This is a genomic window from Haloechinothrix aidingensis (assembly GCF_013450155.1).
In the GTDB taxonomy this organism is placed as follows: Bacteria; Actinomycetota; Actinomycetes; order Mycobacteriales; family Pseudonocardiaceae; genus Haloechinothrix; species Haloechinothrix aidingensis.
This window is the reverse complement of sequence record NZ_JACCKD010000005.1, coordinates 310692-333085: the sequence shown is the minus strand read 5'-3', so window position 1 is coordinate 333085 and position 22394 is coordinate 310692. Positions and strand designations below refer to the sequence as shown.

The window sequence follows — 22394 nt, the reverse complement described above, 5'->3', positions numbered from 1 at the left end:
GGTCACGCCCCCTGGCCCGCACGGCGATGCGATCCCGCGACCAGCCGGAAGGTCACGCCGAAGCGGTTCCACGCGTTGATGGTCGCGATCGCGGTCACCAGTGCGACCAGCGTCTCCTCGTCGTAGTGTGCCGTGGCCTCGGACCAGGTGGCGTCGGACACGCCGTCCGGGGCCAGCCTGGTGGCCTCCTCGGTCAGGGCGAGCGCGGCGCGCTCGGCCGGGCTGAAGTACGGGGCCTCCCGCCACGCGGCCACAGCGAACAGGCGTTCGTCGGACTCGCCGGACGCCTTGGCGTCGTGGCTGTGCATGTCCACGCAGAAGCCGCAACCGTTGAGCTGGCTCGCGCGCAGCTTGACCAGCTCCAGGGTCGGCTTCGGCAGCGGGCTCTGTGCCAGGTACTTCTCCAGACCCAGCATCGCCGCGTATGCGTCCGGATGTTCTTCCAGGCTCAACCGAGCGTGCATGAAGCGCCTCCGTCCTCGTTCGGTGTGACGGGCACCGGTTCCGGTGCCCGCTACTTCGGACGAGACGGCGAGCGCGGATGTGACAGGCGGCGGCTCAGCGCGCGGTGAGCACCCCGTCGGCGAGGACCGGTGCGTCGCGCTCCACGGCCACGGTGTTGACCAGGTAGCGTCGGCCGGTGTCCCAGATGCTGGTGCGCAGCGTCTCCCCGGGCAGCACGATGCCCGCGAACCGGGCCGACCAGGAGGCCACCCGGTCGGGGTGAACTCCGCGTGTAGGGGTTAACTTGTGCGATGGATCGCGCGCAGTTCGTCAATGTAAGCCTGGGCTTCGGCTTCTTTCGGGTACTGGTTGTTGAGTACGGAAGCGAGGTCTTGGGCTACCAACGCTAGCGACGGTAGGGACTTCCGGCCACCGGTGAGTGCGCGCCGACCATACGAGACTGCTTCGTCGAGCTCGCCGTCTCTGGCAGCAGCGACACCATGAGTGATCCATGCCTCGGCGACGCGCATGGGCTTTCGCTCGTGCCCGTCGAAGTCCGTACTGGTACGGATGACGTGATCGGCAAGCGTACGAGCGAGACGGTCACCGCCGACATGGCGGTAGCAGTCCATGACATAGAAGTCGTACTTGGCAGGATCAACGACGAAATGATGGTCTGTGTTCTCCGGATAGGGTAAGGATTCAAGGAGCGTACGGCCCTTCTCCAGGGCAGCTTCCATCTCCCTCGCGCGGCCCATGCGTGCCCATGCCTTGGCTTCCTGCGCGAGCAGCTGCACCTTCACACTGTGGCCACCCGCCGCTTCCTGCCCCGCGTCGGTTGCCGCGAGCACCCCCCGGTAGTCACCCGCGGTTAACGCGAACCATGCGCGCATCTCGTGAGCCCAGCCAAGGATGCCGCCATGATTGACGTCCGTACCGACCTTCAGGGCCATCTTCCTGGTGGCTTCGGCGGCGCGACGATCGCCGGTGTCGTGTTCGAGGCAGCCGACCAGCAGGGCGAGCCATCCTGCGAGCTCTAACGTCTCCTTACGTTGGCGGAACGTGAGCCGTTGTTCTTGCAACTCAACAATGCGTCGAAGCCATTGGCGACCTTCAGCGATGAGGTGGTCAGGCGGCATGTAGGGGTAGTCGGAGCAGAGCTTGTCAATGGTGATGCGGACGCCGTCGAGCGTGGAGTCGGTAACATCCGAGGAACTCAGTCTGCTGACGATTTCCAGGGTGTCCATCCCGGTAGCGCTCAGGACTTCCAGTCTGCGCTCGTTCCTATGCTCGGGCGGGAACAGCGCAGCCGTGACTGTTCCTAGTACGGCTGCGATCAAAGGAGCGTACTGAACTCCGGGCTTGTTCTCCCCTAGTTCCCACGCTTTCCAGCGTCGCAGTAAGTGGTCTTGTTCGGGTAGCTCCTTCGCGGAGTGCTTCCGCATCGACTGGACGGCTTCATACTGCGAAAATCCGCGTGCCTCCCGGAGCGAGCGGATGCGCTGTGACCACGCAGGCAACTCGTTGGACATCACATCTCCCCTGGAAGCCGTGACCTGACCACCGAGTGTGCCAGTGACAGGTGACGCGTGGCGAGGTGATGTACCGGTGATACAGCCGCATCACCACATCACTCAAATGTCACTTCTTTCAACACTGTGTGATCGTTCGCCGCTGAGGAATCGTAGTCGGCATGCGATGGGAAGCGAACGAGCTAGCTGCGATTCCAGTGCGGCTCAATACGGAGCGTGCTGACGGAACCAGTCGGTATCGGATAGGTACTGAACGAGCCCATTCACACGATCCTCTGGCGTCGCGGTGCTGGCGGGTGGTGTGGGTGACTGTCGCGGCGGGGACTGTAGATCACGCAGTGACCTGTGGGGTGATGTCTGAGGCGTTAGCCCGGCGTAATGGGGTGCATCGGGCGGTGTGTGGTGTGCGGTTCGTTGCCGCTCCGATGATCGCTGACGCCCTCCCGACCTGTCCGGCGTGTGCTCAGGAGCTCAGGTCGCCTGCCGAGGCGTTCCAGTCGCCTCGCCGACGTGTCAGTCCGCGACAGCTGCTGGTGGCGCTGGCCAGCGTGTTCCGATCCGGCAGGACGGTGAGCCCGGCCGAGTTCGCAGGCTCGCGGCGGGCTCGATCTGCCTCGGCTTCCCCTCACGCGGTCGGGCTCGCCGCGTCCCACCATCCCAGCACTACGACGGGAGGAGATAGCACATGAGCCAGGTGCCGTTGGAGGCCATGTTGCAGGCGCGGTCTGTGTGGAACCCCGAGCATGCCCGGCTGCGGGAAGCCGCCGTGGAGTACGCCGCCCATAGCTGGGGTGTTCTTCCGGGCACGGGCTGCGACGGGACGCGCTATCTGCTGGGGCATACCGGTGATCCGGCCCCAGGGTTGGTGCCGGTGCTGCGCGGGGCGCGCACCCTGCGCGATCCCCGCCAAGTATGGCACTGGTGGTCCCTGGCCCCATACAGCATCCTGGCTCGCGCCGCCGAGCAGTTTACCGTGCTGCACCTGCCGGTGTGGCTGGCCACCGAGGCCCTGGCCCGTCACAGTCGCGGCACGCCTTTGTGTCCCGCGATCGTCGGTCCCAGCGGGGCCGCACTCGTCATCACGCCCGATGTCGAACCACCGGAGGGGGTCCCCAACCTTGCCGTGGCCCAGCCGGGCGAGCTGATCCCCCTACCACCCACCCGGACGCTGGCCGGATCGATCACCTGGCACGTCACCCCGGAGCAGGCCGGGTGGTACCCCGGCCAGGCTGAAGACGTCTACGACGCCGTGATCACCGCCGTAGCCGAGGGCGGATACCGCGCACACCGCGACAGCGATCGTGACCGGCGCGCGACACCCAGGCGAAGAAATCCGGACGAAGTGCCGTACGGCTCACACCGGTGATCAACAACAGTACGTGGCACCGGTGAAGGGAGAAATATATCAATTGAGGAAGGTGATCCCATGAACGAGCAGGACGATTTCGTGTACTCCGCGAGTGATGATGTGGCACAGACCGATGAATTCATCTCGGAATTCGGCACTGCCAGTGATCTCACGTTGGGAATTGCCGGGCCGCATTCGGAGGCCGGGGTTCCGCAGAGATCGCATGTCTGATCAGCGCCATGCAACCCCGGGGTCGCGCTTCGGCGTGGCCCCGGGGCCTGGAATGTATCTTGCAGCCGATCGCGGTGAACTCATTGTCCTCGATGTGAAGCGTGACCGGTACCTTGCGCTCGATACGCGCGCGAGTCACGTCGCCCGAACCGCGCTTCGCGGGAACATCGCATACCTGTCGCAGGAACAGCAGCTCATCCTGAATGCCCTCCTACGTCAGGGGCTGCTCGTACGAACACCTACGGCGAACGCGGCATTCTACCTGCCAGTGCCCCCCGATCCCCGTGGCGTGTCGAGCTACTCGTGGATGCCGTACCGAAGCCGCGCGGCGCAGTTGGGTGCCACGTCCAAGATGCTCGACGTCGTCCGGTCGGTGCGGACTCTCCATCTCGCGGAGACGATCAGGAGGCGACTGGGTATCGCGGGATTGCTGACGTGGTTGACCGAGCGTCGTGCCGTGCGCCCTCGCCGGAAGCGTAGGGCACACGAACAGGCTGTCGCCGCTGTGGTCCGCGCGCACCTGTGGGCGCGCTCGTTGTATCCGTGGCAAGTGCATTGCCTGAGCGGATCAGCGGGCTTGGTCACGCACTTGTGGCACTTGGGAATTATGGCGGAGTTCGTCATCGGCGTGCAAAAGTATCCTTTCATAGCACATGCCTGGGTGGAATTCAATTGTGAAGTAATCAATGATCGTGTGGAAGTGTCCAGCGGACTGGCTCGAATCGTTTCGATCTAAGTAGAACGAGAGATATGGAACTCATCGGATACTGGGGAGTTCAGGACGACCCTCACATATGGGAACGTCTTTCCCTTCTGAGTAGATACACTCCGGCAGCCGATATTCCAGGATGCGCCTGGGCCGTCTCGTCGAGTTCTGGCATTTCGGAGGGCATGTATCAGATCTGCGATACGCAGAATACGCGGCTTGGTGTCGTCATCGGGTGGCTGGCCGGGTATCAAGTGTCCTCGCATACTCACACGTATCAACTCAGGTTCACCCAGGTTGAGGCGGCCACAGAGTTCATTGATCGAACCTGGGGTGCGTATGCGGCACTGACCGCGGATGCGCAGCGGCTGGTGCTGCAGGTCGACCACGTCGGTTTCAGAACCTTCTACTGGATGCCTTATCAGTCCGGTATCGTGTTTGCCTCGCGCCTGGCCGAGCTGATCGAACTGGCGGGACACCAGCCCGGATTCGATTGGTCGTACCTTGGCCACTACCTCATCCACGGCAACCTACCGACCTGCGCGACGGGCTTGACAGGCGTGAGCAGGCTACTGCCAGGACGGAGTCTGGAAGTAACGTCGTACGACCGCAACGAGCACATGCGGTGGACTCCGTTCTCGGTCGCCGACGCAAGCGGCCGTCCGCCTTCCCCTCAGTCGCTGCGTCACCGGGTAGATGCGTGCGTCAACACCTGGGCAGGGGATGCTGAGACGGTATACGTGGAGCTCTCCGGAGGGCTCGACTCCGCCGTCATCGCTCAATCACTGGTCGCAAGCGGTCGACGAGTCATAGGTGGGCATTTTCATCATTCCGAGTCGGCCCTGGCTGACGAACGTAGCTACGCTCGCGGCATCGCACGGCACCTCGGAATCGAGCTCGACGTCATCGACGCCAGTCAGGCGCTACCTCTAACCCCGGTCACTTCCTGGAGAGATCGTTGGGACGCACCGACAGCGACGTGCGCATGGCAGTCGCTCACAGCCGCACACCAAAAGATCGCTGAACGACACGGCTGTCACGTGATCATGTCCGGCACCGGTGGTGATCACGTCTTCGTCGCTCGACCCGGTTGGCCGTGGTACCTGCACGACTATCTGCACAACTCCGGGATCCGCGATGCGTCCCGCCAGGTGGTAGCGGTCAGCTGGCGCACGGGGATTCCGATGGCACGGCTGATGGAGCATCTTGCTCGGTGGAGACTGGCTCGGCATCGAGGTAGTTCCGCACCGATCGCTTCACTCTCCGCAGGTGCTGACTGGCCCGTATGGCTCAGCCGTGAGGCTGTAGAGCCGCTGACCCCTCCACGTGAGGTGTATGGAGTCGCGCGGACGGCGCTGCCTGCGGGTAAGGCTGCACAAGCCTTCGAGCTGGCGCTGCTCAGCTGTGCCATCGGTGTGGGACGTACTGGTCACTACGCGGCACGAACAGCGTACCCCTTGGTGTCACAACCATTGGTCGAGCTCGGCCTGCGAACCCGGGTTGATGCGATGATCGACGCATACAGGGACCGTAAGCTCCTGCGCGCGGCCATGTGCGATCGCCTTCCGGATCAGGTGGTGCGTCGCTGCGACAAAGGCGAACATACCGCCACATGGCAACGAGGCATTCGCGCCAACGTCGCCTCGGTACGGGAGCTCGTTGGCGACGGGCTCCTCGGTCAGCAGAACATCATCGATCGCAGGAACGCACTCGATGCAGTATCCACCGCCGCACTCGGGCACACCGGGGAAATGTGGCCGCTGGTCAATCTACTGTGCGCGGAGCTGTGGCTACGATCGTGGTCATAGCTGTGTTGCCGCTTATTCGGTGTCGCCCCGCAGTTCCCGCTCCGGTGGGAGCTCGTGGACATCGTGCTCGGTCTGCACGTGTATGAACGAAGTCACGTGCGTGCTTCCGAGGCGGTCTAGCTGTGCGGGCAGTTTGCCACTGCGGCGAATGACTGATGCCGTGCGTCCGTCACCGCGGAGGCGCCGAGCGACACCGAGTGCGTGCTCGACCGGGACGACGTCGGCGTCGTACAGGACGGCGACGTGATCGTCACGAGCCGGGGCCGCGATCAGCTCCACGATGCGCTCGAATCCGATGGAGAACCCGCAGGCGGGAACATCCGTTCCGAGGAAGCGGCCGATCAACTCGTCGTAGCGACCACCACCAGCGATTGAGCCAGCGGCGGCGGGGTGGCTGATCTCGAAGATCTGGCCGGTGTAATAGCCCATCCCGCGCACCATTGTCGGGTCGAACGTCCATCGCACCGTTTGTGCGGGAAGCTGTTCCAAGCAGGATATCGTGGTAGCGAGGTCGCGCGAGACGTGTTCGGGCGTTGTCGGAACGACGTCCGCCAGCACATCGACCACCTTGCCTGCCGGTGCTTCAATGAGTGAGTCGATCGCGCTACGTACTCGCTCGACCACCTCGGTTGCCACACCACGCTGGTCGCGCAACTCCTCCATCACACCGTCCCAGCCGATCTTGTCAAGCTTGTCCAAGGTGATGAAAAAGCCGGGCTGCGCATCATCGGGCACGCCGCACGCCGAGGCGAGCGCGGCCAGCAGACGACGGTCGGACAGCCGCACGGTGGTACCGCTCAACCCGACAGCCGCCAGCGCCTGAGTCGTAGCCTCGATCAATTCGACTTCGGCAAGTACGCTTTGCTCGCCTATCAGGTCGATGTCGCACTGGTGGAATTGCCGGTACCGGCCCTTCTGAGGGCGCTCGGCGCGCCAGACAGGGCCGAACTGGAATGACCGGAACGGCTGCGGCAACTCCGATCGATACTGGCTGTAGTAACGCGCCAACGGGACCGTCAGGTCGAAGCGCAACCCCAGGTCGACAAGCTCGCTCGGATCGGTACCGGCAGGCAGCTCCGAGCCCAGGCCCCGACGCAGGATCTGGAAGATCAATTTTTCGTTCTCGCCGCCCTGACCACCGGTCAGCCGCTCGATCCGCTCCAGCGCAGGCGTCTCAATACGCCGGTAGCCGAACCGGCGATACACGTCCTGGATAAGCCCGACGACATGGTCGCGCGCGGCCACCGCATCGGGCAGGAGATCGCGTGTGCCACGGGCGGGACTGTTGTCGATCTTCACCTGAGTGCCTCGTATCTCACCAGCCGGTAATGGGTACTGTGCGTGATAGCCAGCCCCATGATGGCGGGTGGCCACGCAGCCACCATCGTAGGTGAGCCGTCGCTGTCCCGCGGTGGCTGCATGGCATGAACCGAACGTCCTGGTCGGCTCCGATCTCAGCGCGCGGTGAGCACCCCGTCGGCGAGGACCGGTGCGTCGCGCTCCACGGCCACGGTGCTGACCAGGTAGCGCCGTCCGGTGTCCCAGATGCTGGTGCGCAGCGTCTCCCCGGGCAGCACGATGCCCGCGAACCGGGCCGACCAGGAGGCCACACTGTCCGGGTCGCCGCCCAGCACCGCGCCGGTGACCGCCTTGGCGACCATGCCGTAGGTGCACAGCCCGTGCAGGATCGGTGCGTCGAACCCGGCGGCTTTCGCGAACTCCGGGTCGATGTGCAGCGGGTTGCGGTCGCCGCACAGCCGGTACAGCAGGGCCTGCTGGCCGAGCGTGGCGGTGTCGATGACCTCGTCGGGTGCGCGGTCCGGCAGTTCCACCGACTCCGACGGTCCCCGTTCGCCGCCGAAGCCGCCCTCACCCTTGGCGAAGATGCTGGAACGAGCGGTCCAGAGTGGTTCGCCCGCCTCGCCGGTCACCTCGGTCTCCTGCACGATCACCGCGGCCTTGCCCTTGTCCTGCACGTCCGCGATGCGCCCGCGCGCCCGCGCCTTGCCTTCCGCGGGCAGCGGGCGGTGCGCGACGATCTCCTGCTTGCCGTGCACCACCTTGGCGAGGTCGATCTCCACGCCGGGAAACGAGACCTGCGGCGGTTCGGTCTCGTGCATGGTCGCCGCTACCGTCGCGAAGGTCGGCAGCACCCGGAGGTCCCGCTCGTACGTGTAGCGCAGCTCGGTGGGGTCGTCCGGGTGCGTCCCGGCGCCGATGCCGAGGTGGTACAGCAGCACATCGGAGGAGCCCCAGGAGAAGCTCGTCTCGCCGAGGTCGGCTCCGATCGCGGTAGCGGGGTCGATGGGCATGGGCCCCTCCTCACTCGTAGCTGACCGATACCGAGTCGGTCACCGGGAGGGACTGGCAGGCCAGCACGATTCCCTCGTCCAGGTCGACCGGCTCGAGCACGTCGTTGTTGAGCATCTTGACCTCGCCGGAGGTCACCCGGCACGCGCACGCGCTGCAGGCGCCCTCGCGGCAGGAGTACGGCGCGTCGACACCGTTCTCCAGCAGGAAGTCCAGCAGCTTCTTGGAACGCGGCCAGGCGAAGGTGTTGCGCTCGCCGTCCAGCTCTACCTCGAGCGCGGCAGGCGCGGCGTCGCTCTTGGTCCCGGAACCGGCCCCTGCTTCGCCTGCCGTATCACCGGTCGCGGACTCCTCGAACGGGTTGCGGGACAGGGACACGAACCGTTCGATGTGGATGCGGTTGGACGGGACGTCCAGGTCTCGCAGGGCCTGCGCGGTGACCTCCTTGAAGGCACCCGGCCCGCAGATGAACGCCTCCCTGCCTGTCCACGGCCGTGCCAGTGCCCGAAGGCCCGCCGCCGTCGGCAGGCCCTGCACCGACTCCAGCCAGTGCACCACGGTGAGCCGGTCCGGGTAGGCGGCGGCGAGCTCGGCCAGCTCCTCGGCGAAGATGACCGAACGCTCGTCCCTGTTGGCGTAGACGAGCGAGACGGTGCCCGTGCCGCGCTCGAGCACGGACAGCACAATGGACATCACCGGGGTGATCCCGCTGCCACCGGCGAACATCAGCAGGTCCGAGTCGAGCGACTTCGGGGTGAACACCCCGGCAGGCTCGAGCACGTCCAGCTCCATGCCCTCGGTGACGTTGTCGCACAGCCAGTTCGACGCGTACCCGTCCTCGACGCGCTTGACGGTGACCTTGAGTTCGCCGCCCCTGTGGGGTGCGCTGGACAGCGAGTAGCAGCGGGCCACCGAGCCGGTGCGCTCGCTCGGCACGCGCAGGGTGAGGAACTGTCCCGGCCGGTAGGTGAGCCGTTCGGCCTCACCTACCGGTACCTCGAACACGATCGACCGCGCGTCGTGGGTCTCGGCGACGGTGCCGCTGACCCGCAGCCGGTGCACCCGCTCGCCCGCCAGCGCGGGCTCGGCGGCGGCACCGGCCTCGGCCTGGAGCTGCTCGCTCACGACGCACCCTCCTCCGGTGAGCCGACGCGGATCCGCCCGGTCTCGACCGCGCGCGCGATGCTCGCGGTCAGCCGTTCGCAGGTGTCCAGCAGCGCGGTGTTCTCGCCCCGGGACGCCTGCTCGGCGTAGATCGGGCAGCTACGGGCCGGGTCGGTCGTCCACTGGATACTGGTGTGCTTGGTGCTGTTCTTGCGCACCAGTACCTCGGTCCCGCACGTGTCGCAGGACACCGGGGCGAGCCCGTCGACGAGGTAGGACCGGCGGTCGGCGAGCGTGTCGGCGCGCGTGGTCGCCCTGCCGAACGTGGTCGCCGCGCCGGGGGTATCGATCTCCGAGGACTTCGAGGTCAACGCCGTCAGACTCCTGCTTCCTGCTGCCGGTTCGCCAGGTTCTCGGCGACCTCCGCCTCCCACGCCTCGTTGGCGCGGGTGGTGTCCACCTCGAACTCGAAGCGCTTGGTCATGTCCTCGGTGACCTCGTCGGCGTTGACGTAGAACTGCTCGTACCAGCGCCGCAGCTGGTAGACGGCACCGTCCTCCTCGCAGAGCAAGGGGTTGTCGATGCGCGCCTTGTTCTTCCAGATCTCCACGTCCTGCATGAAGCCCTCACCGATGCTCTCGGCGAACTTGCCTGCGATGTTGTCGGCCTGCTCGTCGTCCACACCGGGCAGCTTCTTGACCATCACGCCCCACTGCAGCACGAACGAGTTCGCCGTGACCGGGTAGTGGCAGTTGATCAGCACGTTCTCGATCTCGAGGCCCTTATAGGTGTTGTGCAGGTAGTTGATCATGTACGAGGGGCCGTAGTAGTGCGCCTCGGAGCGCAGCAGGTTCTCCTCCCCGCCGTAGTTGGACGCCATCCCCTTGTCCGGCCTGCCCTTGGTGTTGAGGTACTGCGAGGCGATGTGGCCCTCGAACACGTTCTTGAAGTAGGTGGGGAAGGCGTGGTGGATGTAGAAGAAGTGCGCCATGTCCACGACGTTGTCCACGATCTCGCGGCAGTTGGAGCCCTCGATGTACACCGAGTTCCAGGTCCAGTTGCTCCACTCGTCGCTGCCCACGCCCTCGATCTGCGGGATCGTGACGTGCTCGGGCGGCGGGTTGCCCTCAGGGTCGTTCCACACGAACAGCTGCTTGTTCCGCTCCAGCGTCGGCCACGACCGTGTGCGGGCACGCAGCGGGATGCGGCGCGCGTACGGGATGGACTTGCACTTGCCGTCACCGCCCCAGCGCCAGTCGTGGAAGGGGCAGGCGATCTCGTCACCCTTGACCTCGCCCTGCGTGAGGTCACCGCCCATGTGCCTGCAGTACCCGTCGAGGACGTTGATGGTGCCATCGCTGCTCGCGAAGACCACCAGCTTCGTACCGAAGGCGTTGATGGCGTGTGGCTTGCCGTCGGCGAAATGCTCGGTCAGCCCGAGGCAGTGCCAGCCGCGGGCGAACCGGTCCGGTAGCTCGCCACTGTCGATCGTGCGGAACGGGGTCTCGGCGGTGTTCGACTGGGAGCTCATTCCATCCCTCCGTTGCGTTGCTCGCTGAGCGCGGCGGAGCCCGTGCTCGCGATGTCGTGTACTGCGAGGTACCCGAAAACCATGGCGGGCCCGATCGTCGCTCCCGGGCCAGCATAGGTGTGCCCCATCACGGGAGCACTGGCGTTGCCCGCGGCGTAGAGCCCGCCGATGGGCGTGCCGTCGGAGCGCAACACCCGCGCCCGCGCGTCCGTGCGGAGGCCACCCTTGGTGCCGAGGTCGCCCGGCACCATCTTCACCGCGTAGAACGGGGCGACCTCGAGCGGGGCCAGGCTGGGGTTGGGCCGGTTGCGGGGGTCGCCGTAGTAGTGGTCGTAGGCGCTGCGCCCGCGGCCGAAGTCGGCGTCCTCACCCGCTGCCGCGAAGCCGTTGAACCGCTCGATGGTGGCCTCCAGCGCATCCGCGGGCACGCCGATGCGCTCGGCCAGCTCGGCGACGGTGGGTGCGCTCTGCACGACCCCTGCCTTGAACCAGCGGCCGGGCAGCTTCTGCCTGGGGCCGACACCGGCGAAGACGTACCTGTTGCGGTAGCGCTGGTCGAAGACGATCCAGGTCGGGATGTTCTCCGCGGGCCCGTCGCCCTGGCCGCGCGGCCCCCCGTACATGGCGTGTACGGCCTCGACGTAAGGAGCCGACTCGTTCACGAAGCGCGCGCCGCGGTCGTTGATCATGAGGCTGCCCGGCAGCGAGCGCTCGGCGAGGCAGAACCACGGGCCACCGGTCAGCGGGATCGATGGCCCCCACCAGGCGTCGGACATGAACTCGACGGCGGCGCCGACGTCCTGCCCGGCGCGGATGCCGTCGCCGGTGTTGGACTTGGCGCCCACGGACCACTCGGTGCCGATCGGCTCGCGCTGGTGCTGCTTGCGCATGGTCTCGTTGTGCTCGAAGCCGCCTGTGGTGAGCACCACACCGTGCCGCGCGCGCAGGGTCAGCTCGCTGCCCTCGCTGCGCACGACGACTCCGGTGACCTCGCCGTCCTGCTGGGTCAGCTCGACGAGCGGGGTGTTCAGCCACAGCGGTACACCCGCGTCGTGCAGGCCCCGCCGCAGTGCGGCCGCCAGCGCCTGACCCCTGCCGAGCAGTTTCTTACGCAGCAGTTTCGCGCCGAACCAGCGCATACCGACGCGCAGTGCGCGCAGCGGGCCACGGGGATGTCTCGAGATGAGGTTGAGCCAGCGGAAGTCTGCCTGGGTGATCACGACGTTCAGCGGCGCCTTGCCGTAGTCCGGTTCCAGGTTGGCAAGCTCGGCGCCGAGCCGTGTTCCGTCGAACGGTCGTGGCTCGACCGAGCGCCCGTGCGCCCGGCCGCCGGGCGCCTCCGGGTAGTAGTCCGAGTAGTGCGGCACCCAGCGCATCCGCAGCGGGGTGCTGCGCAGCAGGAAGGACAGCACCTCGGGGCCGCGCTCCAGGTAGGTGTCGATGCGCTCGGGGTCTACGTCGGTGCCGATGATGTGTTCGAGGTAGGCCTTCGCGTCGTCCGGGTTGTCGGTGATCCCGGCCTCCCGCAGTACCTCGTTGTCCGGGATCCAGACACCGCCGCCCGAGCGCGCGGTCGACCCGCCGAACGTGCCTGACTTCTCGACGACGAGCACCGACAGCCCGCTGTGCGCCGCCGCGAGCGCTGCCGTCATCCCGGCCGCGCCGCTGCCCACGACGATGACGTCGAACTCTTGCATGCCGCTCCTTAAGCCTGCCCGGGCCGTGTGCCCGCGCTGCCTACCCGCGCGCCCTCAGCGTGCTTTCTGAAACAGGTTACAATATTCAACCCGGTGGACTCCATCCTTCACTGCTAGGGCCGCAGTGGTTCCAGGGTCACCATAAACGAGAACGTGTTTCAGTTCTAGATGGTGTCCCACTGGCAGGGACGGGGACGCACCGCGCGGCGGGTCCGGGCATCCAGGGCTCCCGTTGATCCGCGACGCCCGGGTCTCGCGCCGCGCCGAGGGGCGCTCCGGGGTCCGCTATCGACAAAAACGAGAACATGTTCTAGTCTGGGTGCAGAGCGACGCGAGGTCGGGAACTCCTCGCCGCGAAGGCTGCAACGGTTGACGAACAGGGGCATTCATGGCTGACAACACTGCCGGCGAGGTGCTAGCCAGCATCGACGACGTGCTTCCGGTGCTGCGCGAAAGGGCCCAGGACACAGAGGATGCCCGGCGGATTCCGGACGAGTCGATCAAGGCGCTGCAGGAGACGGGCTTTTTCAAGCTGCTCCAGCCGAAGCGCCACGGGGGCTACGAGGCCGACCCGGTCAGCTTCTTCAGCGCGGTAAAACGTGTTGCAAGCGCGTGCGGCTCGACCGGATGGGTCGCGTCGATCCTCGGCGTGCACCCGTGGCACGTGGGATTGTTCGACGGCAGGGCACAGGAGGAGGTGTGGAGCGCGGACACCGACACGCGGATCTCCTCCTCCTACGCGCCGATGGGCAAGGCCCAGCTCGTCGACGGTGGGTACCGGCTGTCCGGACGCTGGAACTTCTCCTCGGGGTGCGACCACGCCACCTGGGTACTGCTCGGTGGGCCGGCGTTCGACTCCGAGGGCAACGCCGTCGACTTCTGCACGTACCTGCTGCCGAACAGTGACTACGCCATCGACGACGTGTGGGACACCGTCGGCCTGCGCGGGACGGGCAGCAACGACATCATCGTCGACGACGTCTTCGTCCCCGAGCACCGCGTGCTGAGCTTCATCCCCATGTCCAAGTGCGAGGTGCCTGGTCAGGAAGTCAACCCGGGCCCGCTGTACCGGCTCCCGTTCGGCTCCGTGCATCCCAGCACCATCACCGCGCCGATCATCGGTATGGCCCAGGGCGCGTACGACGCCCACGTGGAACACCAGCGCAGCAGGGTGCGTGCGGCCTATGCCGGTGAGGAGTCCAAGGACGACCCGTTCGCCAAGGTGCGCATCGCCGAGGCCGCCAGCGAGATCGACGCCGCGTGGTTGCAGCTGACCCACAACATCGACGAGCTGTACCAGCATGCCTGCGCCGGTGAGAAGATCCCGTTCTCCTCGCGCGTGCGGGTGCGCCGCGACCAGGTGCGCGGCACCGAACGCGCGATCGCGGCCATCGACCGGCTCTTCGAGAACTCCGGGGGACGGGCACTGAAGTCCGGTACGCCGATCCAGCGGTTCTGGCGGGACGCGCACGCCGGACGGGTGCACGCGGCCAACGACCCGGAGCGGGCGTACACCATGTTCGGCACCGCCGAGTTCGGTCAGCGCGTCAAGGACTCGATGGTCTAGGAGGGCCGGTTCATGACCGAAGGCAGCTACGCCGAGGCACGCGACGGCCTCCGGCTGCACTACCACGAGGCGGGTACCGAGCACGACGAGACGGTCGTCCTGCTGCACGGCGGCGGTCCAGGGGCCTCAGCGTGGAGCAACTTCGCGCGCAACATCCCGGAGCTGGCCAAGAAGTTCCACGTGCTGGCTGTGGACCAGCCCGGGTTCGGGCGCTCGGACAAGCCGACCGAGCACCCGCAGTACTTCACGCACAGCGCGAGCGCGCTCGCGGGCCTGCTCGACACGCTCGGCATCGGCAGGGTCCACCTGATCGGCAACTCCCTCGGCGGTGGCGCCGCCGTGCGGTTCGCGCTGGACTACCCGGACCGTGCGGGCAGGCTGGTGCTGATGGGGCCCGGCGGGTTGAGCGTGAACGTGTTCTCGGCCGACCCGACTGAGGGCGTGCAGAAGCTCGCCGACTTCGCGGCGCCTCCGGGGCCGAGCAAGGACAAGCTGGAGCAGTTCCTGCGCGTCATGGTCTACGACCAGTCGCTGATCACCCCGGAACTGGTCGAGGAGCGGTACGCGGCGGCGAGCACACCGGAGTCGATGGCGGCCATGAAGGCCATGGGCGAGTCGTTCATGCGTGCCGACGAGGCCGAACGCGGCATGCTGTGGCGCGAGGCCTACCGGCTGCGGCAGCGTGTGCTGCTCGTCTGGGGCCGGGAGGACCGGGTCAACCCGCTGGACGGCGCGCTGATGGCGCTGAAAACGATCCCCAGGGCGCAGCTGCACGTGTTCGGGCGCTGCGGTCACTGGGCGCAGCTGGAGAAGTTCGAGGAGTTCAACCGGCTCGCCACGGACTTCCTGTCCGACCCGTGACGGCCCCTCCCCTGAACGGCTCCTGAGGCGGCCCCCGAAAACGACCCCTGAACGACCCTGCGTGAGCCACACGAGACATGAGGAGTGGTGTGTGATGGGCATTCGATCGCTCGGTTACCTCCGGATCGAGGCCACCGACATGGCGGCGTGGCGCGAGTACGCGCTGGAGGTGCTCGGCCTCGTTGAGGGGTCCGGGGCCGACCCGGACGCGCTGTACCTGCGGATGGACGAGTTCCCCGCGCGGCTGGTGATCGTGCCGGGGGAGACCGACCGGCTCGCGCAGGCCGGCTGGGAGGTCGCCAACGCCGGGGAGCTGCAAGAGATCCGGGAGCGGCTGGAGGCGGCAGGTGTCGCCTACAAGGAGGGAACGGCGGACGAGCTCGCCGAGCGCCGTGTCGACGAGCTGATCAGCTTCACCGACCCGACGGGCAACACCCTGGAGGCCTTCCACGGCATCGCGCTGCGGCACGACCGGGTCGTCAGCCCGCACGGCCACCGGTTCGTCACGGGCGAGCAGGGGCTCGGGCACGTCGTGTTGTCCACTCACGACGACGAGTCCTCGCTGCGCTTCTACCGCGACGTGCTCGGGTTCCGGCTGCGCGACTCCATGCGGTTCCCGCCCGAGGTGGTCGGCCGGTCCGCCGACGACGCCCCCGCGTGGTTGCGGTTCTTCGGGTGTAACCCGCGGCACCACAGCCTCGCGTTCCTGCCGATGCCGACCCCGAGCGGAATCGTGCACCTGATGATCGAGGTGGAGAACACCGATGACGTGGGGCTGTGCCTGGATCGCGCGGAGAAGCACAAGGTGCCCATGTCGGCCACGCTCGGCAGGCACGTCAACGACCTGATGCTGTCGTTCTACATGAAGACCCCCGGCGGGTTCGACGTCGAGTTCGGCTGCGAGGGCAGGCAGGTCTCGGACGAGACCTGGATCGCGCGGGAGAGCACCGCGGTGAGTCTCTGGGGACACGACTTCAGCGTCGGCTGGCGCAACCAGTAGGGCACGTCGCGATGCGCGGCAACGAGCAGTGAGGGCAGGGGATATGACTGCACAGGCAGCAACCGGACAGGAGGCGGCCGTGGACGCGGCCCGGTTCCGTACGGTGCTCGGGCATTTCTGTACCGGTGTGACGGTCGTCACCGGCTACGGGGCGGACGGTCCCGCCGGGTTCGCGTGCCAGTCGTTCGCCGCGCTCTCGCTGGACCCGCCCTACATCCTCTTCTGTCCCGGAAAGGCCTCGCGTGCGTGGCCGGTCATCGAAGCCGCCGGGTACTTCGCGGTGAACGTGCTCGGCGAGTCCCAGCGGGACGTGAGCACGGTGTTCGGCTCCCCGGGCGACGACCGGTTCTCCCGGGTCGACTGGACGCGCGCGGAGTCCGGTGCCCCCATCCTCGACGGCGCGCTGACCTGGATCGACTGTGCGGTGGAGACGGTGCACGACGCGGGGGACCACTTCATCGTCGTCGGCAGGGTGCGCGAGCTCGGGGAGATCGCCGAAGACCGCCCGCTGCTGTTCTACCGTGGCCGGTATGCCGCGATCGGGCTGGAGCGCGGTGAGGCCGCGCCCGCACCCGAGCACCTGACAGCGTTTCTCACCTGGCCCGGCCCGGACGACTGGGTCTAGGCCGGTCCGGTGTAGCCGTCGTCACAGTCGCCTACTGTGGTAGAGAACATGTTCTAAACTCGCCGGTAGGTTACGCTGATCGGTGGTACTCGCCGACTGTGGGTGTGTCAACGACGATGAGAAGCGGCCCGTGGCAGCATGCGGTGCGCGGCTGCGTGGGTGGGAGGTGAACCGTGCGTGTCGCACTGCTGTCCTACCGGAGTAAACCGCACTGTGGGGGTCAGGGAGTCTACGTTCGGTACCTGAGTAGGGGCCTCGCCGAGCTGGGGCACGAGGTGGAGGTCTTCTCCGGGCAGCCGTATCCGGAGCTCGACCCCGGAGTCGAGCTGACCAAGGTGCCCAGCCTGGACCTCTACCGCGAGTCGGACCCGTTCCGCACACCGCGCCCGAGCGAGATCCGCGACGGCATCGACCTGCTCGAGCTCGGGTTGATGTGGACGGCGGGCTTCCCCGAGCCGCTGACGTTCAGTATGCGGGTGGCCAGGATGCTGCGCGCCCGGGCGGACGAGTTCGACGTGGTGCACGACAACCAGAGCCTCGGCTCCGGTTTGCTGCCGCTGCGCGAGTCGGGAACCCCGCTGGTGGCCACCGTGCACCACCCCATCACCCAGGACCGCACGGCGGACCTCGCGGCGGCGCCACTGCGGCGCAAGCTGGCTGTCCGGCGCTGGTACGGGTTCGTCCGGATGCAGGCACGCGTGGCACGCCAGCTGGACGACGTGATCACGGTCTCGCGCAGCTCGGCCGAGGACATCGCGAACGACTTCGGGGTGCCTGCCGAGCAGATCCGCACGGTCCCGCTCGGGGTGGACACCTCGCTGTTCCGGCCCTCCCGCAGCCAGCGGGTTCCCGGCAGGATCGTGGCGGTGGCCAGCGCGGACGTCCCGCTCAAGGGGGTGCGCCATCTCCTCGAGGCCGTGGCCAAGCTGCGTACCGAGCGGGCGGTCGAGCTGACCGTGGTGACGCAGCTGACCAAGGGCGGTCCGACGGAACGGCTGATCGAGGACCTCGCCATCGGCGACATCGTGCATACCGTCAGCGGTATCGACGACGCCGAGCTCGCCACGCTGCTGGGATCCGCCGAGGTGGCGTGCGTGCCCTCGCTGTACGAGGGGTTCTCGCTGCCGACCGTGGAAGCCATGTCCTGCGCCACCCCGCTCGTGGTCAGCGACGCGGGCGCGTTGCCAGAGGTCGTCGGCGGCGACGGGGAGTGTGCTCTGCTGGCACCGCCGGGCGACACCGAGGCCCTCGCGCAGCGGCTGGCGAGCCTGCTGGACGACCCGGAGCGCGCACGGCGGCTCGGCGAGGCCGGCAGGCGCCGTGCGGTGGACCGGTACAGCTGGACGTCGGTGGCCGCGGCGACCGCGGAGTGCTACGCGGAGGCGATCGACAGAGCCCGGAGCGGAAAGGGAGCGAGCACGTGCTGACAGTGGACTTCGAGCAGCTGGGGATGCGGCCGGGCGACCGCGTGCTGGACCTCGGGTGCGGGGCGGGCAGGCACGCCTTCGAGGCGTACCGGGGCGGCGCCGAGGTCGTCGCGTTCGACCAGGACCGCGCGGAGCTGGACGCCGTCGAGGAGATGTTCGCCGCGATGTCCGAGGCCGGTGAGGTTCCCGATACGGCATCGGCGAGCACGGTGGCCGGGGACGCGCTGGAGCTGCCGTTCCCGGACGCCTCGTTCGACCGCGTGATCGCCTCCGAGATCCTCGAGCACATCCCCGAGGACGACAAGGCCATCTGGGAGCTGGCCAGGGTCCTGCGGCCCGGCGGGACGGCAGCGGTGACGGTGCCGAAGTGGTTGCCCGAGCGGGTGTGCTGGGCCCTGTCGGACGCCTACCACGAAGTCGAGGGCGGGCACGTGCGCATCTACCGCGCGACTCAGCTGACCGAACGGCTGCGCTCGGCCGGGCTGAGCCCGGTGCACCAGCACCACGCGCACGCCCTGCACTCGCCGTACTGGTGGCTCAAGTGCGCGGTCGGCGTGGACAACGAGGACAACCCGCTGGTCAAGGCGTATCATCGCCTGCTGGTGTGGGATATGATGAGCCGACCGTGGCTGACCCGCGGCGCCGAGCGCGTCCTCGATCCGGTGCTCGGCAAGAGCGTGGCCGTCTACCTGGTCAAGCAGGAGGTTCCGGTTGGCCCCCGGTAACGTCCCGTGCGTACCGGGCATCCTCACCCCGTCCGCGGTACTGGCCACCGTCCGGTCCATCGCCGCGACCCAGGAACCCTCAGGGGCGATCCCGTGGTTCACGGGTGGCCATGTCGATCCCTGGGACCACGTCGAGTCCGCTATGGCGCTCAGCGCGGGCGGGTTGCGTGCCGAGGCCGAAGCCGCCTACGAGTGGTCGCGGCGCACCCAGCGTGCGGACGGGTCATGGCCGATGCAGGTGCGTGAGGGCGTGGTGGAGGACGCGGGCGCGGACACGAACTTCTGCGCCTACATCGCCGTCGGCGTATGGCACCACCTGCGGGTCACCGGTGACGCGGATTTCGCGCACCGGATGTGGCCCGTTGTGCGGCAGGCCATCGACTTCGTGCTCGGGCTGCAGGCCGAGCGGGGGGAGATCTACTGGGCAGGCGACCAGAACGGCGGGATCCTGCCGGAGGCGTTGCTGTCCGGGTGTTCGAGCATCCACCACAGCCTGCGGTGCGCCCTCGCGCTCGCCACGTACGTGGACCGGCCGCAGCCGGAGTGGGAGGTGGCTCTCGGCAGGCTCGCGCACGCGTTGCGCCATCACCCGGACTCCTTCGTGGACAAACGCAGGTACTCGATGGACTGGTATTACCCGGTGCTCGGCGGAGTCCTGCGCGGCCAGGCCGGGCGGGACCGGCTGTGGGAACGCTGGCGGCATTTCGTGCTCGACGAGCTCGGCGCGCGCTGCGTGGACGACCACCCGTGGGTCACCGGTGCGGAGACGTGCGAGCTGGCGCTGAGCCTCGACGCGGTGGGCGAGGTGGACCTCGCGAGGGACCTGCTCGCCGCGATGCAGCACCTGCGGGACCCGGACGGCTCGTACTGGACCGGCCTGGTGTACTCCGACGACAAGCGGTGGCCCGAGGAGCGCACTACCTGGACCGGAGCCGCCGTGGTGCTGGCCGCGGACGCGCTGTCGGGGACCACGCCCGCCAGCGACATCTTCCGGGCGGACGAGCTGCCGACCGGGCTCGCCATCGACGGCACCCGCTGTGGCTGCCGCAGCCTCTACGCCACCGGCGCGCCCGGCTGACCGCTCACCCTGCGCAGCACCCGCAGTGAGCCGGTCGCGGAGACCTCGGTGAACGTTCCGCTGTCGATGGCACGCCGGTAGACGTGGTACGGCGGGCGGCCCCCGTCGCGAGGGTCGGGGAAGACGTCGTGGATCGCCAGGACACCGTCCGGTGCGACCCAGGGCGCCCAGCCCGCGTAATCGGCCTGTGCCGCTTCCTCGCTGTGCCCGCCGTCGACGAACAGGAACGTGATGGGCGTGCGCCAGAACGCCGCCACCGCGTCCGACCGGCCCACCACCGCCACGACGTGGTCCTCCAGCTCGGCATCGGTGATCGTGCGGCGGAACGCGGCGAGCGTGTCCAGCCTGCCGGAACGCGCGTCCACCAGTTCCGGGTCGTGGTACTCCCAGCCCGGCTGGTGTTCCTCCGAGCCGCGGTGATGGTCCACGGTGACGACCGTGCCGCCGGCCTCGCGCGCGGCGGCCGCGAGGAAGACGGTGGACTTGCCGCAGTAGCTGCCGATCTCCACGGCGAGCCCGCCCGCGAGGTGCTCGCGTGCCGCCTCGTAGAGCGCGACCCCTTCCTCGCTGGGCATGAAGCCGGGCGCGCGCACGGCGTGGTCGATCAGCTCGTCGGGCATCGGCACGAGGGGTCGCCTTTCGTCGCTGGTAGCGCGGGACCGGCAGGGCGGGACGGGCAGCGCGGGACCGGCAGGGCGAGTCCGGGGAACCCGCCGCTGCGGACGCGCCTCATCGTAGTGTGCCGCGCCGGCGCGGGCAGGTGGGAGCCCAATGTGACACTCGGCTCCTTCTATGGAGCCAAGGTCACCTTGGGCGCCCCGCTACTCGCTCGTTGTGTGGGCACGGGGTGGTGCGCGCGCCTAGGATGATCGGCATGACTCGCTGTGCTGGCTGCGGATTCGTGGTCTCGACGGACACCGAACCCGAGGTGACCGATGATCAACAGGTGGCCGACTACGACGAGACCGCGTTCGCCGAGGCAGGCGAGCGCATCGTCGCGACCGTGGCCGAGGTCGTGTCGCTGTTGGAGGGTACGGACGCGGCGGCGCTGCGCGTGCGGCCCGATCCCGGCACCTGGTCGCGGTTGGAGTACGCGTGTCATATGCGCGACGTCCTCATCGTGCAGCGGGAGCGGGCGTTGCGTGCGCGCGTGGTGGAGTGCCCCGATATCGAGCGGATGGGCCGCGAGGAACGGGTCGAGCACGATGGCTACGCCGAGCAGCACCCGGTCGATGTGGCACGTCAGCTCACCGAGTTCGCCCGCCTGTTCACGGGCGTGCTCGCCAGGCTCGGACCGCAGGACTGGTCGCGCACGCTGAACTACAACTGGCCGGACGACCGCCCGCGGACGCTGCGGTGGCTGGCCATGCACACCCTGCACGAGATGGTCCACCACCGTGAGGACATCCGCAGCCAGGCGGGATGACCCACCCCGGCAGGGGTAGGAGCCGAAGGTGACATCCGGCTCCTTCTAAGAACCCGATGTCACCTTCGGCTCCCACCCGCCGCCGGGACGGCGCGCTACGGCGCGGGTCTCCGGCCGGATTCCCGCCCATCGTCGTGCCACGTGCCGACGTTCGACGGTAGTTCGTTCCCACTCGAACGAGTGAAGCTTGATCGGTACCTTGTCTGCCGATCGTGGCGCAACGCCACAGGAGCGAGTGATACCGATGAGAAAGATCCGGCTGGCTCTCGCCGCTACCGCGGCGAGCCTCGCCCTTCTCGCCGCTGGCCCCGTAGCGGCCGCGGCCTCGGCCCCGGAGGCGACACCCGCCGGGGCGGAACCGTTGATCATCGATGGTGGGTACGCCGACGAGGCGCCGTGGGCCGCGCGCATGTTCGTCGACGGCGACGAGCGGTGCAGCGCGTCGATCATCGCGCCGACCTGGATCCTGACGGCCGACCACTGCGTCGGCCGGGGCGAGCACACCTTCCGTATCGGCAGCACGGACCAGCATTCCGGCGGCACGATGGCCACGGGCGTCGATATCCACACGCACTACTTCGCGGACATCGCGCTCGTGGAGCTGGACCGGCCGGTCGACACAGCGTATGCCGAGCTGGCCGACTCGTCCGGTGATGTGCGTGTCGGCGACACGGCACAGGTCTACGGCTGGGGCGCGACCTGCACGGACCGGCCCGAGCGGGAGTGCCAGTCCCGGTACCTGAAATACGCCAACGTCGACGTCACGTCCACGAACTGCCGGGATGCGGGCTGGGGCACGGCGATCTGCGCCCAGCGAGGGGACGGGATCCCCGCGGGCGGTGACTCCGGTGGTCCCATGTTCAACGACGACGTCCAGGTCGGTGTGGCGTCCACGAGCGACCGGCGCTCGCGTACCGCCTACACCAGTGTGATCGAGTACCGCGACTGGATCAGGTCGGTCTCCGGCGTGTGAA

The 22394-nt window shown here is 67.7% G+C and carries 23 protein-coding genes; 13 read left to right on the top strand and 10 right to left on the bottom strand.

Annotation, left to right across the window (positions count from 1 at the left end; all coding sequences use genetic code 11):
* Nucleotides 1–2 precede the first annotated feature (2 nt).
* From H0B56_RS15845 to H0B56_RS15835, 3 genes are all read right to left on the bottom strand, one after another.
* Complete coding sequence (locus H0B56_RS15845) at nucleotides 3–464, bottom strand: carboxymuconolactone decarboxylase family protein (RefSeq protein WP_180893831.1); 462 nt, start codon at nucleotides 462–464, stop codon at nucleotides 3–5.
* A 94-nt stretch (nucleotides 465–558) separates the two neighbouring features.
* Nucleotides 559–714, bottom strand: a complete 156-nt coding sequence (locus H0B56_RS15840) for a hotdog family protein (protein ID WP_180893830.1) — start codon at nucleotides 712–714, stop codon at nucleotides 559–561.
* Between the two features lie 29 nt (nucleotides 715–743).
* Nucleotides 744–1976 carry an XRE family transcriptional regulator gene (locus H0B56_RS15835; protein WP_180893829.1) on the bottom strand — a complete coding sequence of 411 codons (1233 nt, stop codon included), beginning with the start codon at nucleotides 1974–1976 and terminating at the stop codon, nucleotides 744–746.
* Nucleotides 1977–2661: 685 nt separating this feature from the next.
* Here H0B56_RS15835 and H0B56_RS15830 point away from each other — a divergent pair.
* Genes H0B56_RS15830 through H0B56_RS15815 form a run of 4 tightly spaced genes read left to right on the top strand, consistent with a single transcriptional unit; the run spans nucleotide 2662 to nucleotide 6069 of the window.
* Nucleotides 2662–3342 (top strand): hypothetical protein, encoded by a 681-nt coding sequence (locus H0B56_RS15830; protein ID WP_180893828.1) that lies wholly within the window; start codon nucleotides 2662–2664, stop codon nucleotides 3340–3342.
* A 60-nt stretch (nucleotides 3343–3402) separates the two neighbouring features.
* On the top strand, nucleotides 3403–3555 hold the full coding sequence (locus tag H0B56_RS15825) for a hypothetical protein (RefSeq protein WP_180893827.1): 153 nt from the start codon (nucleotides 3403–3405) through the stop codon (nucleotides 3553–3555).
* Entirely contained in the window at nucleotides 3548–4291 is a 744-nt protein-coding gene (locus tag H0B56_RS15820) for a lasso peptide biosynthesis B2 protein (protein ID WP_180893826.1), read from the top strand. Before H0B56_RS15825 ends, H0B56_RS15820 begins: the two co-directional genes overlap by 8 nt.
* A gap of 14 nt (nucleotides 4292–4305) precedes the next feature.
* Nucleotides 4306–6069, top strand: a complete 1764-nt coding sequence (locus tag H0B56_RS15815) for an asparagine synthase-related protein (protein WP_180893825.1) — start codon at nucleotides 4306–4308, stop codon at nucleotides 6067–6069.
* Between the two features lie 12 nt (nucleotides 6070–6081).
* Here H0B56_RS15815 and hisS read toward each other — a convergent pair whose 3' ends face one another.
* From hisS to kstD, 6 genes are all read right to left on the bottom strand, one after another.
* Entirely contained in the window at nucleotides 6082–7368 is a 1287-nt protein-coding gene (gene hisS / locus H0B56_RS15810) for a histidine--tRNA ligase (protein WP_180893824.1), read from the bottom strand.
* 155 nt (nucleotides 7369–7523) lie between these two features.
* Nucleotides 7524–8381 carry a MaoC/PaaZ C-terminal domain-containing protein gene (locus H0B56_RS15805; RefSeq protein WP_180893823.1) on the bottom strand — a complete coding sequence of 286 codons (858 nt, stop codon included), beginning with the start codon at nucleotides 8379–8381 and terminating at the stop codon, nucleotides 7524–7526.
* A gap of 10 nt (nucleotides 8382–8391) precedes the next feature.
* Nucleotides 8392–9456: a ferredoxin--NADP reductase gene (locus H0B56_RS15800; protein ID WP_180893893.1), complete on the bottom strand. Its 1065-nt coding sequence runs from the start codon at nucleotides 9454–9456 to the stop codon at nucleotides 8392–8394.
* 44 nt (nucleotides 9457–9500) lie between these two features.
* Nucleotides 9501–9854: a hypothetical protein gene (locus H0B56_RS22615; RefSeq protein ID WP_246361215.1), complete on the bottom strand. Its 354-nt coding sequence runs from the start codon at nucleotides 9852–9854 to the stop codon at nucleotides 9501–9503.
* A gap of 5 nt (nucleotides 9855–9859) precedes the next feature.
* On the bottom strand, nucleotides 9860–11014 hold the full coding sequence (locus H0B56_RS15790; RefSeq protein ID WP_180893822.1) for a 3-ketosteroid-9-alpha-monooxygenase, oxygenase component: 1155 nt from the start codon (nucleotides 11012–11014) through the stop codon (nucleotides 9860–9862).
* The gene (gene kstD, locus H0B56_RS15785; protein WP_180893821.1) at nucleotides 11011–12711 is read right to left on the bottom strand and encodes a 3-oxosteroid 1-dehydrogenase; all 1701 of its coding nucleotides are present in this window, start codon (nucleotides 12709–12711) and stop codon (nucleotides 11011–11013) included. The genes H0B56_RS15790 and kstD overlap by 4 nt, the downstream gene beginning before the upstream one ends.
* 388 nt (nucleotides 12712–13099) lie before the next feature.
* On the opposite strand from kstD, the gene hsaA reads away from it, so the two are divergent.
* From hsaA to H0B56_RS15750, 7 genes are all read left to right on the top strand, one after another.
* Nucleotides 13100–14278 (top strand): 3-hydroxy-9,10-secoandrosta-1,3,5(10)-triene-9,17-dione monooxygenase oxygenase subunit, encoded by a 1179-nt coding sequence (gene hsaA / locus H0B56_RS15780; RefSeq protein ID WP_180893820.1) that lies wholly within the window; start codon nucleotides 13100–13102, stop codon nucleotides 14276–14278.
* Nucleotides 14279–14290: 12 nt separating this feature from the next.
* A complete protein-coding gene (gene hsaD / locus H0B56_RS15775) occupies nucleotides 14291–15139 on the top strand; it encodes a 4,5:9,10-diseco-3-hydroxy-5,9,17-trioxoandrosta-1(10),2-diene-4-oate hydrolase (RefSeq protein WP_180893819.1) in 849 nt (282 codons plus the stop codon).
* Nucleotides 15140–15233: 94 nt separating this feature from the next.
* On the top strand, nucleotides 15234–16139 hold the full coding sequence (hsaC, locus tag H0B56_RS15770) for an iron-dependent extradiol dioxygenase HsaC (protein ID WP_180893818.1): 906 nt from the start codon (nucleotides 15234–15236) through the stop codon (nucleotides 16137–16139).
* A gap of 43 nt (nucleotides 16140–16182) precedes the next feature.
* On the top strand, nucleotides 16183–16764 hold the full coding sequence (hsaB, locus tag H0B56_RS15765) for a 3-hydroxy-9,10-secoandrosta-1,3,5(10)-triene-9,17-dione monooxygenase reductase subunit (RefSeq protein WP_180893817.1): 582 nt from the start codon (nucleotides 16183–16185) through the stop codon (nucleotides 16762–16764).
* Between the two features lie 173 nt (nucleotides 16765–16937).
* A complete protein-coding gene (locus H0B56_RS15760) occupies nucleotides 16938–18191 on the top strand; it encodes a glycosyltransferase (RefSeq protein WP_180893816.1) in 1254 nt (417 codons plus the stop codon).
* On the top strand, nucleotides 18185–18916 hold the full coding sequence (locus tag H0B56_RS15755) for a methyltransferase domain-containing protein (protein WP_180893815.1): 732 nt from the start codon (nucleotides 18185–18187) through the stop codon (nucleotides 18914–18916). The genes H0B56_RS15760 and H0B56_RS15755 overlap by 7 nt, the downstream gene beginning before the upstream one ends.
* Nucleotides 18903–19994, top strand: a complete 1092-nt coding sequence (locus H0B56_RS15750; RefSeq protein ID WP_180893814.1) for a prenyltransferase — start codon at nucleotides 18903–18905, stop codon at nucleotides 19992–19994. The genes H0B56_RS15755 and H0B56_RS15750 overlap by 14 nt, the downstream gene beginning before the upstream one ends.
* On the opposite strand, the gene H0B56_RS15745 is transcribed toward H0B56_RS15750, so the two are convergent.
* Nucleotides 19970–20614, bottom strand: a complete 645-nt coding sequence (locus H0B56_RS15745; RefSeq protein ID WP_180893891.1) for a class I SAM-dependent methyltransferase — start codon at nucleotides 20612–20614, stop codon at nucleotides 19970–19972. The genes H0B56_RS15750 and H0B56_RS15745 overlap by 25 nt on opposite strands.
* Before the next feature lie 254 nt (nucleotides 20615–20868).
* Here H0B56_RS15745 and H0B56_RS15740 point away from each other — a divergent pair, with 254 nt between their 5' ends.
* Nucleotides 20869–21420, top strand: coding sequence for a DinB family protein (locus tag H0B56_RS15740; RefSeq protein WP_180893813.1), 552 nt, complete (start codon nucleotides 20869–20871; stop codon nucleotides 21418–21420).
* A 244-nt stretch (nucleotides 21421–21664) separates the two neighbouring features.
* On the top strand, nucleotides 21665–22393 hold the full coding sequence (locus H0B56_RS15735) for a S1 family peptidase (protein ID WP_180893812.1): 729 nt from the start codon (nucleotides 21665–21667) through the stop codon (nucleotides 22391–22393).
* The last annotated feature ends 1 nt before the right edge of the window (nucleotide 22394 follow it).

What these genes read in the sequence shown, in the direction of transcription:
- H0B56_RS15835 (WP_180893829.1), bottom strand. Translation starts at nt 1,976, where the DNA reads ATGTCCAACGAGTTGCCTGCGTGGTCACAGCGCATCCGCTCGCTCCGG.
- kstD (WP_180893821.1), bottom strand. Translation starts at nt 12,711, where the DNA reads ATGCAAGAGTTCGACGTCATCGTCGTGGGCAGCGGCGCGGCCGGGATG.
- H0B56_RS15845 (WP_180893831.1), bottom strand. Translation starts at nt 464, where the DNA reads ATGCACGCTCGGTTGAGCCTGGAAGAACATCCGGACGCATACGCGGCG.
- H0B56_RS15740 (WP_180893813.1), top strand. Translation starts at nt 20,869, where the DNA reads ATGACTCGCTGTGCTGGCTGCGGATTCGTGGTCTCGACGGACACCGAA.
- hsaC (WP_180893818.1), top strand. Translation starts at nt 15,234, where the DNA reads ATGGGCATTCGATCGCTCGGTTACCTCCGGATCGAGGCCACCGACATG.
- H0B56_RS15745 (WP_180893891.1), bottom strand. Translation starts at nt 20,614, where the DNA reads ATGCCCGACGAGCTGATCGACCACGCCGTGCGCGCGCCCGGCTTCATG.
- hsaD (WP_180893819.1), top strand. Translation starts at nt 14,291, where the DNA reads ATGACCGAAGGCAGCTACGCCGAGGCACGCGACGGCCTCCGGCTGCAC.
- H0B56_RS15815 (WP_180893825.1), top strand. Translation starts at nt 4,306, where the DNA reads ATGGAACTCATCGGATACTGGGGAGTTCAGGACGACCCTCACATATGG.
- H0B56_RS15790 (WP_180893822.1), bottom strand. Translation starts at nt 11,014, where the DNA reads ATGAGCTCCCAGTCGAACACCGCCGAGACCCCGTTCCGCACGATCGAC.
- H0B56_RS15735 (WP_180893812.1), top strand. Translation starts at nt 21,665, where the DNA reads ATGAGAAAGATCCGGCTGGCTCTCGCCGCTACCGCGGCGAGCCTCGCC.
- H0B56_RS15825 (WP_180893827.1), top strand. Translation starts at nt 3,403, where the DNA reads ATGAACGAGCAGGACGATTTCGTGTACTCCGCGAGTGATGATGTGGCA.
- H0B56_RS15805 (WP_180893823.1), bottom strand. Translation starts at nt 8,381, where the DNA reads ATGCCCATCGACCCCGCTACCGCGATCGGAGCCGACCTCGGCGAGACG.
- hsaB (WP_180893817.1), top strand. Translation starts at nt 16,183, where the DNA reads ATGACTGCACAGGCAGCAACCGGACAGGAGGCGGCCGTGGACGCGGCC.
- hsaA (WP_180893820.1), top strand. Translation starts at nt 13,100, where the DNA reads ATGGCTGACAACACTGCCGGCGAGGTGCTAGCCAGCATCGACGACGTG.
- H0B56_RS15820 (WP_180893826.1), top strand. Translation starts at nt 3,548, where the DNA reads ATGTCTGATCAGCGCCATGCAACCCCGGGGTCGCGCTTCGGCGTGGCC.
- H0B56_RS15830 (WP_180893828.1), top strand. Translation starts at nt 2,662, where the DNA reads ATGAGCCAGGTGCCGTTGGAGGCCATGTTGCAGGCGCGGTCTGTGTGG.